Origin of the sequence: Hydrobacter penzbergensis (genome assembly GCF_900106985.1) — a bacterium.
GTDB classification, from domain to species: Bacteria; Bacteroidota; Bacteroidia; order Chitinophagales; family Chitinophagaceae; genus Sediminibacterium; species Sediminibacterium magnilacihabitans.
The window spans coordinates 1-13,995 of the sequence record NZ_FNNO01000005.1; the positions used below are offsets into that span (position 1 = coordinate 1).

The window sequence follows — 13,995 nt, forward strand, 5'->3', positions numbered from 1 at the left end:
CAATTTTCAAATCGTTTCCATTGCAAAATCTGCTAGAACCCAATACAGACAATAATTTCAAAGAACTTATTTATTCAACATCGAAACAACACTGAAAACGATTCAATTTTGAAATTCAGAGACATTGGCCTGGACGAACGATTACTGGAAGGCATAGATGCAATGGGTTACGAAACGGCAACGCCCGTTCAACAGCAGGTGATCAGTCCTATCCTGGCAGGGAAAGACGTCATCGCTTCTGCACAAACCGGTACCGGTAAAACAGCGGCCTTCCTGTTACCCCTCATACACCAGTTACTCACCCACCCTCACGCGCAGCACGATATCAATGCCATGATCATTGTACCTACGCGCGAGCTGGCGATACAGATCGCTGAAACCATGGAGGGGCTTTCCTACTTCACCGATGTAAGTTCTATAGCAGTATATGGAGGCGGCGATGGCAATTCATTTGCCACCGAGAAAAAAGCGCTGGCGCATGGAGTAGATGTGGTGGTGTGTACACCCGGCCGTATGATCGCCCACCTGAACATGGGCTATGTGAAACTGAAAGGATTGAAATACCTGGTGCTTGATGAAGCCGACCGCATGCTGGATATGGGTTTTCATGATGACATCATGAAGATCATTTCTTTTCTTCCCAAAGAGCGGCAAAACCTGTTGTTCTCCGCTACCATGCCCATGAAGATGCGGGAGATGGCCAGGAAAATATTACATCAACCCGAAGAGATCAATATCGCGATCTCCAAGCCGCCCGAAAAAATTCTGCAACAGGCTTATGTGGTATATGAAGCGCAGAAGATACCATTGATCAAAGACATACTGACGCATAAAGATTTCCAAAGTGTCATTGTATTTTGTTCGAAGAAGCAAAACGTGAAACAGCTTACGCGGGAACTGAAGCGGGCACGGCTTTCTGTAGAAGAAATCCATTCCGACCTTGAGCAACAACAACGCGAACAAGTGTTGCAGGATTTCAGGAATAAGAAACTCAAGATACTCGTAGCAACAGATATCCTCAGCAGGGGTATCGATATCGAAGACATCGACCTGGTGATCAACTTCGATGTACCCAACGATGGAGAAGATTATGTACACCGCATTGGCCGTACGGCAAGGGCGGCCAGCGAAGGAACAGCGTATACCCTCATCAGCGAAAGAGAACAAAATAAGTTTGCACAGATAGAAAGCCTGATAGAAAGACAGGTAGAAAAGGCGGTTGTTCCGGAAGTATTCGGACCAGTGCCTGCTTATCAGCCCAGGCAGGGACGCCCCCCTCATCATAAAAAAAGAAGGTTCCACGGACCTCCCAGGCATAAAAAAAACTAAACGGTTTTTTCTTCACCCAATTGCAATAGACTAATGATGGTAATGCTGCCGTCGTGATCGATCGCCATTTCTTTTTGCGTTGTGCAGAAAGGCAATAATTTTTCTATGAATGGTTTCGCTGCCAACCGTTGCGGCGTGGTGAGCACGATACGGGTTCCTTTGTGCAGGAAATGCATGATCACACGCATCAATGCATCAAATTCCGAAGAGTGATAATTCACATCACTCAAAAGCAGGATATCAGTTTCTATATCTGCCGGCAAATGATGCCAGTTGAGCAATTGACATTGGATCGATGTTAATTGATGATGCGCAATAGATCGCGCCACTACTGCTAACGGTTCGGGGAGATAATCGCTGCAACATACTTCACCCGCATAATGCGCAGCGATCAAAGAAGGGAGTGCCAGGCCGGCGGCCAGTTCCAGCACTTTTTTGTTCCGGAGTAAAGATCTGTTTTCAACCAACCACCTGCCCATTGCTATGGCAGCAGGCCATAAACGGGCCCAGTAAGGGAAAGGAGCCGTAGTATTTTGCTGGTACAAATGGCGTACCTGCTCCTGATTGGGAACATACAATGATTGCTGGTGACCATCCCATTCAAAATGCCGCAGTTCCAGTTCAAAAATCATGCGGCAAAGGTGCAACAATCAACATCAACTGCCCCAGATATTCGGGTGTTCTGCAAAATAAGGCAGCGCAAATGCACCCATGGCGCCGGTAATGATCTCAATGCCCATAGTAAGACCGCGCGCAGCAGGAGGCATGGCAGCACCCGAGGGTAACATGTTAGGTCCAAGGGGAATGAATGCTACGATCACGGTCAGTATTACCGCGAGAACAATATACACGATGAGGCCTTTTTTGATGTATTCGCGAATAACGGCATACACGATTCCCGCGGCGATCAAGGTAGGAATGGTAAAGAAAATGATAGAATTGATGCCGATGTATTCGGCGAATTCATAACCGGTGATCTTACGGTAAATGATGTCAAAGGCAAGGTTGATAACTGTTCCGGCGATGCCTACAAACAAACCTCCGAGGATTCCTCTTACGGGGAGGGTGTACTTATACGGTGAAGCGGATTCCATATATTTCTGGTTTTAAGTTCATTACTGAAATCATAAACCATACAACCGGAAAATGCCATTCTGGTCCAATGCCTTGTAGAAGAGCCTTTACACTACAAAATTGGTTAAATTTATTTACTTCTGCAACCAGGCAGGAGCAGGTCCTGGCAACATTTTTCCGGATTCAGTGTTTTACGCCTGAAATAGGGTGTTTTTCCCATTGCAAAAGCTGGCCGCAACGAGTAATTTAACAATTCGTACGCCAAAAAGATCTCTTATGAACCTACTATCTACCCCCATCCTGTCCATAGCCATTTCCATTGTTATTTGCTGGGCGCTGTTTGCCATGTTGTGCAGCATGATCCACGAGTCCGTTACAAGGGTAAAAGCCGAGCGTGGCCGGTTCATGAAGCAATACCTGCTTCAGCAGTTGCACGACTATCCAAACGACATCAACTGGGCCAAACTCCTCTATGCGCATGGCTCGATAGATCTGTTGAGCAGGGCGGTCAATAAACCTACCAGTAATATAGCGCCTGAATTATTCGCGTCAGTTATGATAGATATTGTAGGCCAGTCGCAATTGGTACAAAGAAAAAAAGACGCTGCCGCAGAAGCGATCCGTTACCAGAATCCGCTGCTGCACGATTTCAAAGCAGCCACGCTCGTGCTGCAGCCCAGCGATGTGATGGTTTCATTGAAACAATTCATGGATAATGCAGAACTGCGGTCGACAGTCAACGGAACCGTAGATGAATCGAAAGTATATGAGTTGCTGCTGGCAAACATAGCACAGTGGTTTACAGAATTAACAGGCCGCATAACAGAATGGTATCAGAAAAAAACACGCATGCGATTGTTCATGCTGGGTGTATTGATCGCATTGCTCATCAATGTAGATAGTATACAGTTGTTTAACCTGTTCAGCAAAGACGATAACAGCAGAGGGGCGATCCTCCATTTTTATCAACAGAATGAAGAATGGCTGGAAAAACAGGCAAAGAGCGATACCGCGCAAGCCGATATGCAAAGCATGATGCAGCAAACACAGGCTTATGAAAAAAAAATAGATTCATTATCCCAATCGCTGAAACTACCGGTAGGCATGGGTTACAGCATTATCAAACGATCGGTGCGGCACGCGATGAGCTGGAATGAAATATGGACGAAGCTATTGGGCATCCTGATCAGCGGTTTTGCTGCCAGCTTCGGCGCTCCCTTCTGGTTCAACCTGCTGAAGCGAACCAATAACAACATTCCAAAACGCGCTAAATAACCCTGCCATGCAATACTATAATGTACACAGTCATGTTTTTACGATGGACAATGCCCCCAGGCGTTTCCTGCACATGTATTTGCCCGATGCCGTTGCAAACGCTATTGATACCATGACGAATACCCGGCCCGGAGCCCTGGCGCTTGCGTGGCTGTTGTCTAAATTACCCGGAACAGCAGGGAAACGCTACGCCAGTTTTTTGAAGATCGGCAAAAGCTGCGGACAGCTCGATGTTTTTGAAGACTTGTTGAAGCAATACAATGATCCGGATATCAAATTCGTGGCGTTGTCTATGTTCATGGAAGAGTGTGGCGCCGGCTATTCCACCTCGGGTTTTGCAGGGCAGATAGAGGAATTGTTGCAAGTGAAACAACAATATCCCGACAGGCTCCTGGTATTTTTAGGACTTGACCCGCGATGGGACGCCAAAGGAAAGAAACTGAAAGATATGGTGGCCGGATATTTTGATACTAAGCTCCGCATCAATGCTTCCCGTTCGGTGTACCCCTTTGTGGGCCTGAAATTGTATCCCAGCACGGGCTTTTATATTTTCGATGAAAGGCTGAAAGAAACACTGGAATGGGCCGCAGAAAATGAAGTGCCCGTTCTTAGTCACTGTAATTACCTTGGAGGCATTTACAACAATGATACCCGCCACCTGCAATCGACCCTGAACTTTTATGATCCGTATGCCAGGAAAATGTACGACCAGCCTGTTTATCAGAAGGAGTCTCATTTTTGGAAGAAAATATTCGGCACCAATACGGCAAACAATAACAAGATCAGTTGTTCGTATTTCCTCGAACCGGCCAGTTACAAATCAATGCTGCATTATTTTAAATACGCGTTCAAGAAAGAACTGAAACTATGCCTGGCCCATTATGGTGGAGACCAACACATCCTGGCGGCACATGGTTATCCCATCAATGAACGTGCATTATATGGTGTTGAGAAAAAGAACTGGTGCAGCCAGATACAGGAACTGATGCAGGAATTCTCTAACCTGTACACAGATATCTCTTATGCAGTACACAATACCAAAGTGCATGCACCGGTTTTTGATGACCTGAAAAATAACATGTTCACTAACCGCCTTCTTTTTGGTACCGATTTTTTCATGACAGAGCAGGAGATACCGGAAAAGGATGATTATAATAAATTCAAAAGCGATGCCCTGGCGCAACCTTGTGGTAGTGGCACTGCCTGGGACCAGATGGCGGGTCACAATGTAGAGCAGTTCTTGCATAGCAAATATTATCCCGGGCGGGTAGTATAAAAAAATGAGCATAATCATATGCTATTTATGCAAAGCCATCCAACGGAGGATGGCTTTTTATTTTTTCCGCTTACTTTAGAGCATTCACCAATCTTTTGTTTGCCATGAAGCCTTCCGAAAAATCGCGCCGCTCCTTTTTAAAAAATGCAGCATTGTTATCAGCAGCATCCGCATTCCCTTCTATCATCACCAAAGCATGGGGTGGGCCTGCACCGAAAACCATCAAGCCCGGCGAAAAAGTGAACCTCGCCTGTATTGGCATCGGTAACCAGGGCGGATCGGATGTAATGTCTTTCGATAAAACAGGACTGGCCAATTTTGTTGCGTTTTGCGATGTAGATATGGGAGCGCCACAGACATTGGCGGTATTGCAAAAATTTCCCAACGTGCCCCGCTTCCAGGATTTCCGGATGATGTTCGATAAGATGGGCAGCCAGATAGATGCAGTTTGCATCGGCGTACCTGACCATTCGCATTTCGCTATTACCATGATGGCATTGGCACTGGGCAAACACGTATATGTGGAGAAGCCCATGGCACGCACCTTTAATGAGGTGGAGCTGATGATGAAGGCGGCTGCGAAGCATCCCAAAGTGGTTACACAAATGGGTAACCAGGGACATTCAGAAGCTAATTATTTCCAGTTCAAAGCATGGAAAGAAGCAGGCATCATCAAAGATGTTACCGCTATCACAGCACACATGAACAGCGCCCGCCGCTGGCATGGCTGGGATGCACATATCAAACAACTCCCTCCCAAAGAGCCCATTCCTTCTACGCTCGATTGGGATACCTGGCATGGTGTAACACAACTGCACGACTATAACCACGATTATATCAACGGCCAGTGGCGTTGCTGGTACGATTTCGGTATGGGCGCGCTGGGCGATTGGGGTGCACACCTCATCGATACCGCTCACCAGTTCCTGTCATTAGGATTGCCATATGAAGTGGGCATGCTGAAAGCAGAAGGGCACAATGCATTCTTCTACCCGCAATCATCCACCATCCTCTTCCGTTTCCCCGAGCGTGGTAATATGCCGGCCTGTGATATCACCTGGTACGATGGGGTGAACAACCTGCCGCCGATCCCTAAAGGGTATGGCGTGATGGGACTCGACCCCAATATCCCGCCGCCCAGCAGCGGATCCCTGCAGGCGCCCAAACTGAATCCCGGTAAGATCATCTACAGCAAAGAGCTTACTTTCAAAGGCGGCTCGCATGGAAGCACACTTTCCATCATACCGGAGGAGAAAGCAAAAGAAATGGCTTCTAAACTGCCGGAAGTACCCAACAGCACTTCAAACCATTATGCCAACTTTTTGAAGGCTTGCAAGGGAGAAGAAGAAACGCGTTCACCATTCGCGATTGCCGGTCCGCTGAGCCAGGTATTCTGCCTGGGTGTGCTGGCGCAAAAACTGAACACGAAACTGCAGTTCGACCGGAAAACGAAGACCATCACCAATAACAAAATGGCCAATGAAATGCTGACGGGGCTACCTCCCCGCAAAGGATGGGAGCAGTATTACAAAGTATAAGACTGGCGGTTTAAGTGTGTAAATTGCAGTGGCGATTTACACACTTAAACATAATGCCATGCAGTTCGATCTTGAAAAATCAATAGAGATCCTTGGGCGCACACCCGATGTGCTGAATACCCTGTTACGGGGTATTGCCGATGATTGGGTACTGAACAATGAAGGCGGTGAAACCTGGAGCGCTTATGATGTTATGGGACACCTGATTCATGGAGAGCGAACCGACTGGGTCGCCCGCATGGAGATTATCCTTTCAGATGGGCCCAATAAAACATTTGCACGTTTCAACCGGTTTGCCCAGTTTGAAGAAAGCAAAGGAAAAACCTTGTCGCAATTGTTGGATGAATTCACCAAAGTGCGTATGGAGAATATAGACCTGCTTCGTTCAAAAAAACTCACCCATAACGATCTCGGCAAAACAGGTATCCACCCTTCTTTCGGAGAAGTAACATTGGAGCAATTGTTGGCCACCTGGGTTGCCCACGACCTGAACCATATTGCACAGGTGTCGCGTGTGATGGCCAAACAATACAAAGAGGCAGTGGGGCCATGGATCGAATACCTGCGGATATTGCAATAACCTGCTGAAAAAAGAAAGGCGGTCATTGTAATGCTCTCTACTTCCATTAACCCCGACGACCGTTCAAAGGCCGGACAAATTGCTGCGCTTGCCGGATTCAAACACAAACCCCTGACAAGGGAAATTATAGAAGAAGTGTTGACCGATTGTTTTAATGAATGAGTATCTTAGAGGTATAGGTGATCAAATGGAAGAACTAAGATACAGGGATGCAACCCAGGCAGATTTGGCAAAAATTGTTGAGATATACAATTCAACGGTTGCATCGAGAATGGTTACAGCCGATACCGAACCGGTTTCGGTTGAAAGCAGGCAAGGATGGTTCAACGAACACAGCGCTTCCAGGAGACCGCTTTGGGTTATTGAAAATAACCATGATGAAATAGTTGGCTGGGTTAGCTTTCAATCTTTTTACGGAAGGCCGGCTTATGATAGTACGGTTGAAATAAGTATTTATTTGGCGGAGAACCAGCGAGGGAAGGGACTGGGCAAACAAGTCCTGCAGTTTTGTATCGATGAGTCGTCGCAATTCGGTATCAAGACCTTACTCGGATTTATCTTCTCGCACAATGAACCCAGCCTGAAACTGTTCAGGCATTTTGGATTTGAAGATTGGGCTACATTGCCCAATATTGCGATACTGGACGGAGAAGAAAGGGGCTTGAAAATTTTAGGCAAACGGATTGCCTGATAAAGGAATAATACAACAGCATGTACTGGAAGCAATTAGTTGATCCGTTTCATAATATAACCTTATCGGCGGCGGTGGCTGTTTTGCCCATACTGTTTGTATTCTGGGCCCTCCTGGTAAAAAAAATGAAAGGCTACAAAGCCAGCCTGCTGGCAACCGCCCTGGCCATACCCATTGCTATTTTCATTTACCAGATGCCTGCCGGGCTTGCTCTGTTATCTACCGCACATGGTATGCTGTATGGAATTTTCCCGATATGCTGGATCATGATCACGGCAGTATTCCTTTTCAATGTAACGGTGAAGAGCGGCCGGTTCGAGATCATCAAACAGTTCATGGCTTCCATCACGCCCGACAGGCGTTTACAGGCCTTGCTCATTGCATTTTCTTTTGGTTCTTTTTTGGAAGGGACTGCAGGTTTTGGATCACCAGTGGCCATCACTGCAGCGATGCTGGTAGGTTTGGGTTTTGATCCGTTGTATGCGGCAGGCTTATGCCTGATTGCCAATACAGCTCCTGTGGCCTTTGGTTCTATCGGCATCCCGGTAACAGTTGCATCGCAGGTAACCGGTATACCTGAAATGGCCATATCTCAAATGGTGGGAAGAACACTGCCATTTTTATCCATGCTGCTTCCTTTTTACCTGGTGGTATTGATGGCCGGATTCAGGAAGGCCATGGAAGTGTTGCCAGCGATTTTGGTATCGGGTTTGTCTTTCGCTTTTTTTCAGTGGTTCACATCAAACTTCCTGGGACCCACACTGCCGGATATCATTGCAGGTGTGTGCTCAATTGTTTCTTTGCTGGTGTTACTGCGTTACTGGAAACCAAAAACGATATGGAGATTTCCTCATGAATCAGCTGTGGTGGCAGCGAATGAAACCTCTCATTCCGCTAAAACCATTACCAAGGCTTGGGCGCCGTTTATGGTGCTCACGGTTTTTGTGATTGTATGGGGATTAAAGCCGGTAAAAAGTTTCCTGGATAGTATCAGTCTTTTATCGTTTCCAATACCCGGTTTGCACAATGCCATTATGCTGCCGGAAGGAGACAAATTGTTACCGCAAGTGTTCAAGTTTAATTTTCTTTCCGCGGCGGGTACCGCTATTTTATTTGCGGCAATAGTAGGTGTATGGCTATTGGGGTTAAGCGTTAAAGACGGATGGAAAATATTCATACAAACCCTTGTGCAACTTAAAATACCCATCGTTACGATTGCTGCTGTTTTGGGTTTTGCTTATATCCTGAACAATTCAGGTATTACCGGCACCTTATCGAAAGTATTGTCCAACACAGGTGTACTGTTCCCATTCTTTGCACCGGTGCTGGGCTGGCTGGGCGTTTTTGTAACCGGCTCCGATACATCATCCAACGCCCTGTTCTGCCATACACAAAAAACAACGGCGGTTTCAATAGGCGTTGATCCGGTGATTACGGTTTCGGCCAATATTTCCGGGGGCGTAGTAGGTAAAATGATCTCGCCATCCTCTATTGCCGTAGCGGCCGCAGCCGGCTCTATGATTGGCAAAGAATCGAATCTGCTCCGGTTTACGATAAAGCATAGCTTTATCATGCTCTTGTTCATCAGTATGATGACTTTGGCGCAGGCATACTGGCTTAAGTGGATAGTGCCTTAAAATAGAACAGACATGAAAATAGTTGTACTGGATGGATATGCATTGAACCCGGGAGATCTCTCCTGGGAGGCTTTGCAACAATCAGGTGAGTTAACGGTTTATGACAGAACCCCGGCAGATCAAATCGTAAAAAGATGCGAAGGCGCTGAGATTGTTTTTACAAATAAAACACCGCTTACAGAGGAAACGCTGAAACAGTTAAACAAGCTGCAATACATAGGCGTATTGGCCACCGGGTACAATGTGGTGAATACGGCTGCTGCTAAAACACAGGGCATCATCGTGTGTAATGCTCCGGATTACAGTACGGCATCTGTGGTGCAAACGGTTTTCGCGCTCCTGCTGGAATTAACCAATCATGTACAGCGGCACAGCGATGCCGTAGCATCCGGTAAATGGAGCCAGTCGAAAGACTGGTGCTTCTGGAATTATCCGCTTTCAGAGTTATCAGGTAAAACCCTTGGTATCATTGGGTTTGGCAATATAGGCCAAAAAGTGGCTGCTGTTGGTGCTGCATTCGGTATGCATATTTTGTGTACCAGCAAAACCCGGCGGACACATACAGGTGTACAGGATTTCCGCTGGGTAGACACGCCGGAGTTGTTGTCAAATGCAGATGTAATTAGCCTGCATTGTCCGCTCGTGCCCGAAACAAAAGGGTTGATCAATAAAACCACTTTATCACAGATGAAACGAACGGCTTTCCTGATCAATACATCGAGAGGACCGGTAGTGGAAGACGATGATCTTGCGCACGCACTCAACAACGATGTGATTGCCGGCGCCGGACTGGATGTGCTCACTACAGAACCGCCCCCACCGGATAATCCGCTGTTGAAAGCCAAAAATTGCATCATCACACCACATATCGGTTGGGCAAGTAAAGAAGCCAGGCTTAGGTTGATGCAGATTACCGTTGACAACCTGAACGCATTTATGCAAGGCAAACCGGTAAATGTTGTAAACTAAAATTCATCATGCATATCCTGATCTCACCGAACGCTTTCAAAAGCAGTCTTGATGCAGGCAGTGTTGCCGATGCTATTGAGATGGGATTGCAAAGCAGCCGGTTGCATTTCACCAGTGAAAAAATACCGGTTGGCGATGGCGGCGATGGAACAGGAGAGCTGCTCATCAAACAAAGCAATGGCATTCATATAACAGGCAGGGTACATAATGCTTTGGGAAGTATCATAGACAGTTCATTCGGACTAATCGATAACCAGGATACTGCTGTGATAGAAATGGCCAACGCCGCTGGTATCCGTTTATTGGAACGGGCAGCCCTGAACCCATTGAAAGCCTCTTCTTACGGAACAGGCGAACAGGTAAAAGCAGCGCTGGACAAAGGCGTAAAGAAAATCATCATCGGCATGGGCGGCTCTGCAACAGTAGATGGCGGGGCCGGGATATTACATGCATTGGGGGTTCGGTTTTTAAATGCATCGGGTGAGGAACTGTTCCCCAACCCAGAGAACCTGGCAACGCTAAATGAAATCGATACCAGCAAGCTCGACAAGAGAATACCGGGTACAGAAATTATTGTCATGTGCGATGTTCAAAATAAGTTATTGGGTGATAAGGGGGCAGCCAGGGTTTTCGGTCCGCAAAAAGGCGCTACAGCAGAAGGATTGATCATACTTGAAAAATACCTTACACAGTTTGCAACGATCATCCATCGCAACACGGGTAAAAAAGTGGATGACATCAATGGCGGTGGCACGGCAGGAGGAGCGGCAGCAGGACTGTTCGCGTTCCTCAATGCCCAACTGGTGAATGGGATCGATTATTATCTCGACCGGGTAGGGTTTGAAGATGCCCTGTCAAAAGCCGATCTTGTGATCACAGCGGAAGGCAGTATCGATGAGCAGAGCCTGGAAGGCAAAGCGCCGTTCGGGGTTGCAGTGCGGGCAAAAGCAAAAGGTATTCCGGTGATAGGAATGGCGGGGAAAGTGCCATTGAATACTCACCATGAACTCAATCGATACTTCGATGTTTTATTGTCGATAACAAATGAACCATCGCCTTTAACAGATGCATTGAAACATACGCATCAAAACCTGGTACGACTTGCCGGTCAACTGGGAAATTTATTAACGTTGAACACCTAAAAACAGATACATGATAAACATAAATGCAATTGTTGCAAAAGAAGTGGTGCCGGGTTTTTGGGCAAGATTCGTTCATGCCGATTCCATGACACTGGCCTACTGGGAGGTAAAAAAAGGGTCTTCCATTCCATTGCATAAACACATCCATGAACAGGTAATGCAGGTACATGAAGGCGAATTTGAATTTACGGTTAATGGAGAAACGAGAGTGTACACCCCGGGCATGGCCGTGGTCACCCCTTCAATGACGGAACATGGCGGAACGGCTCTTACCGACTGTAAACTTTTCGATGTCTTCAGTCCGGTTCGGGAAGATTACAAAGCCTTTGCCACATAATATTTTAGCCTTGTTCAGGTACGTACATTTTTTATTGATTGCCTGCCTGTTGCCATTCCTGTTACCGGCACAAGACAAGCCTTTGTTCAATGTGCTGGGTTTTTATACCGGCAAGCAAGACCTTGCGCATATCAGTTTTGTGCAGGAAGCCAATCCCTGGTTTACACAGTTGGCAGCAGCTAATCATTTCAGTTATACAGCTACAAACGATTGGAGCCGGTTGAACAAAGACACATTGAAACGATACAACGTAGTTATATTTCTTGATAGTCGCCCTGAAGCGCCGGAACAACGCGAAGCATTTCAACAATACATGGAGCAAGGCGGCGCATGGATGGGATTTCATTTTTCAGCTTTTGCATTAACGCCTTCGGCTTACCCGCAAAATTGGAATTGGTATCACAATCATTTCCTCGGCTCGGGTCAATATGCCAGTAATACCTGGCGGCCTACTTCAGCAATAGTGCGTGTAGAAAAGAAACAACCTGCAACACAGCACCTCCCGCAAATATTTAAAACGGCACCGAATGAATGGTATCGCTGGGAAAACGACCTGCGGCAGAATGCCGATATCGATATCTTATTGTCTATCGATCCTACCAGCTTCCCGTTGGGCACGGGGCCCAAACCGCATGAGATCTGGCACAGTGGTTATTACCCGGTTGTATGGACGAATAAAAAATACCGGATGATTTACCTGAACATGGGACATAACGATATGGATTATGGCGGCACTAACTGCAGCCTGTCGTCTACGTTCAGTAGTCCCGAACAAAACAAGCTGATCAGGGATGCATTGATCTGGCTGGGAACAGGAAGCCTAGCCGATTGACTTTTTTGTTTTTATATGCTGTTTCAGTTTTTCTTCATCGATGATGCGTATGCTTTTCCCCGAAGTGGCGATGATCTTCTTTTGTGTAAGTTCTGAGAGAAACTTAAACACGGTTTCGTAAATGGTGCCGGCATAAGCGGCTATATCGCGCCTGGCCACAGGAACCGAAATATAACCTTCGCTGTTAACACCCCATATTTCTTTCATTTCCAGCAGTGCATCGGCAATCCTTGCATTTACTTCCATCAGTGCCAGGTTGCGCATGCGCTTTTCGGCTTGCTGTAGTTCAACCGCATAAAACTGTACCAGCTTATGGGTAAGCGCGTGATTGCTTTTCATGGTTGCTTCCCAGAAAGCATTATCAATAAAACAGAGTTTCACATCTTCCAATGCTGTTGCAGAGATCGGGTATATCGGATCGCTTCCCATACCCCGGTGCCCCAGGATATCTCCTTTTTTTGCAAAACGGATGATCAGTTCTTTTTGCTCCCCCCATTCTTTATGCACTTTTACCGACCCGGAATACAGGAAATAGATACCGGTCACTTTCCCGCCTTCACCAAATATTTGCGCTCCTTTTTTGAAACGCAGGGTCGTTTTTTTTACTTCTACCAGGGCCTTCCATTCGGGCAGGCAGGAGCTGCAGAGAAAACAATCTGAAATATTACAGGAACTCACTTGCATATAGCAATGATACAAAGATTATATACAAATACGGGTTTTATAAAATATTGTATATACCATTTTTTACTATTATTTAGCTTTTAAAATAACTAAAAACATATTATTTGCAATAGTTTTGCACCTGCTGGAAGAAAACCGCTAAAGAAATTAATTTTTATCATAATAAAACAAGTTTTATGGATTACAATTATGAGCAAACGCCTTTTTCGAAATCGGTTTTCACGGGTTTGTTTGCGGGGCTTGCAACAACGCTGTGTTGTTTGGTGTATGATTTTATTTACAGGTATAATACAGGATTTACGCTTTCGGCCATCATCAATGTGGCTTCTATCATTTTTGCTTGCAATGTAATATTGGTTGTCTGCGGCATGTTGTACCAGGTATTCAGGAAAACGATCAAAGGGGGTGGCGTTGTATTTATTGTGCTGTTTACAGCGCTTTCCTTGTTTTTGCTTTGGAAAGCAGCAGGTGTTCAGCGTTCTCCTATCGAATCGGTTTCTGTGCAGTTCAGGGGTTTGCTGATGGGTGTGATTGCTATTACCGGCGCAAGCATTTCCTTTCTTGTTCCCTACCTCTACCATAGTAAGAAGTTTGCCGAACACGTTATATAACATGGCAATATTGAGAAAGG

General features: G+C 46.2%; 15 protein-coding genes. 12 read left to right on the forward strand and 3 right to left on the reverse strand.

The genetic code is table 11. The features are described from left to right. Positions 1 to 108 precede the first annotated feature (108 nt). Positions 109 to 1,329: a DEAD/DEAH box helicase gene (locus BLU98_RS06730; protein WP_092723281.1), complete on the forward strand. Its 1,221-nt coding sequence runs from the start codon at positions 109 to 111 to the stop codon at positions 1,327 to 1,329. On the opposite strand, the gene BLU98_RS06735 is transcribed toward BLU98_RS06730, so the two are convergent. Both BLU98_RS06735 and BLU98_RS06740 read right to left on the reverse strand, forming a co-directional pair. Then, positions 1,326 to 1,961 (reverse strand): class I SAM-dependent methyltransferase, encoded by a 636-nt coding sequence (locus BLU98_RS06735; RefSeq protein WP_139173859.1) that lies wholly within the window; start codon positions 1,959 to 1,961, stop codon positions 1,326 to 1,328. The two genes, BLU98_RS06730 and BLU98_RS06735, sit on opposite strands and share 4 nt — an antisense overlap. Before the next feature lie 24 nt (positions 1,962 to 1,985). After that, the gene (locus tag BLU98_RS06740) at positions 1,986 to 2,423 is read right to left on the reverse strand and encodes a hypothetical protein (RefSeq protein ID WP_092723283.1); all 438 of its coding nucleotides are present in this window, start codon (positions 2,421 to 2,423) and stop codon (positions 1,986 to 1,988) included. A 256-nt stretch (positions 2,424 to 2,679) separates the two neighbouring features. Here BLU98_RS06740 and BLU98_RS06745 point away from each other — a divergent pair, with 256 nt between their 5' ends. The 10 genes from BLU98_RS06745 (at position 2,680) to BLU98_RS06790 (ending at position 12,680) form a co-directional block, all read left to right on the forward strand. Continuing rightward, positions 2,680 to 3,678, forward strand: coding sequence for a hypothetical protein (locus BLU98_RS06745; protein ID WP_092723284.1), 999 nt, complete (start codon positions 2,680 to 2,682; stop codon positions 3,676 to 3,678). 7 nt (positions 3,679 to 3,685) lie between these two features. Further along, complete coding sequence (locus BLU98_RS06750; RefSeq protein ID WP_092723285.1) at positions 3,686 to 4,954, forward strand: amidohydrolase family protein; 1,269 nt, start codon at positions 3,686 to 3,688, stop codon at positions 4,952 to 4,954. Positions 4,955 to 5,058: 104 nt separating this feature from the next. Beyond that, positions 5,059 to 6,492 carry a Gfo/Idh/MocA family oxidoreductase gene (locus BLU98_RS06755; protein ID WP_092723286.1) on the forward strand — a complete coding sequence of 478 codons (1,434 nt, stop codon included), beginning with the start codon at positions 5,059 to 5,061 and terminating at the stop codon, positions 6,490 to 6,492. Positions 6,493 to 6,550: 58 nt separating this feature from the next. Then, positions 6,551 to 7,072 carry a DinB family protein gene (locus BLU98_RS06760; RefSeq protein WP_092723287.1) on the forward strand — a complete coding sequence of 174 codons (522 nt, stop codon included), beginning with the start codon at positions 6,551 to 6,553 and terminating at the stop codon, positions 7,070 to 7,072. Positions 7,073 to 7,259: 187 nt separating this feature from the next. Then, positions 7,260 to 7,763, forward strand: coding sequence for a GNAT family N-acetyltransferase (locus BLU98_RS06765; RefSeq protein ID WP_092723288.1), 504 nt, complete (start codon positions 7,260 to 7,262; stop codon positions 7,761 to 7,763). A 20-nt stretch (positions 7,764 to 7,783) separates the two neighbouring features. Then, positions 7,784 to 9,400 carry an L-lactate permease gene (locus BLU98_RS06770; protein WP_092723289.1) on the forward strand — a complete coding sequence of 539 codons (1,617 nt, stop codon included), beginning with the start codon at positions 7,784 to 7,786 and terminating at the stop codon, positions 9,398 to 9,400. A gap of 12 nt (positions 9,401 to 9,412) precedes the next feature. Next, complete coding sequence (locus BLU98_RS06775; protein WP_092723290.1) at positions 9,413 to 10,369, forward strand: D-2-hydroxyacid dehydrogenase; 957 nt, start codon at positions 9,413 to 9,415, stop codon at positions 10,367 to 10,369. An 8-nt stretch (positions 10,370 to 10,377) separates the two neighbouring features. Next, entirely contained in the window at positions 10,378 to 11,511 is a 1,134-nt protein-coding gene (locus tag BLU98_RS06780; protein WP_092723291.1) for a glycerate kinase, read from the forward strand. A gap of 10 nt (positions 11,512 to 11,521) precedes the next feature. After that, positions 11,522 to 11,848: a cupin domain-containing protein gene (locus tag BLU98_RS06785; protein WP_092723292.1), complete on the forward strand. Its 327-nt coding sequence runs from the start codon at positions 11,522 to 11,524 to the stop codon at positions 11,846 to 11,848. A 10-nt stretch (positions 11,849 to 11,858) separates the two neighbouring features. Next, positions 11,859 to 12,680: a ThuA domain-containing protein gene (locus BLU98_RS06790; protein WP_257574771.1), complete on the forward strand. Its 822-nt coding sequence runs from the start codon at positions 11,859 to 11,861 to the stop codon at positions 12,678 to 12,680. Here the strand turns inward: BLU98_RS06790 and BLU98_RS06795 are convergent. Further along, positions 12,669 to 13,364 (reverse strand): Crp/Fnr family transcriptional regulator, encoded by a 696-nt coding sequence (locus BLU98_RS06795; protein ID WP_092723294.1) that lies wholly within the window; start codon positions 13,362 to 13,364, stop codon positions 12,669 to 12,671. The genes BLU98_RS06790 and BLU98_RS06795 overlap by 12 nt on opposite strands. A gap of 176 nt (positions 13,365 to 13,540) precedes the next feature. Here BLU98_RS06795 and BLU98_RS06800 point away from each other — a divergent pair, with 176 nt between their 5' ends. Further along, complete coding sequence (locus BLU98_RS06800; RefSeq protein ID WP_092723295.1) at positions 13,541 to 13,975, forward strand: hypothetical protein; 435 nt, start codon at positions 13,541 to 13,543, stop codon at positions 13,973 to 13,975. The last annotated feature ends 20 nt before the right edge of the window (positions 13,976 to 13,995 follow it).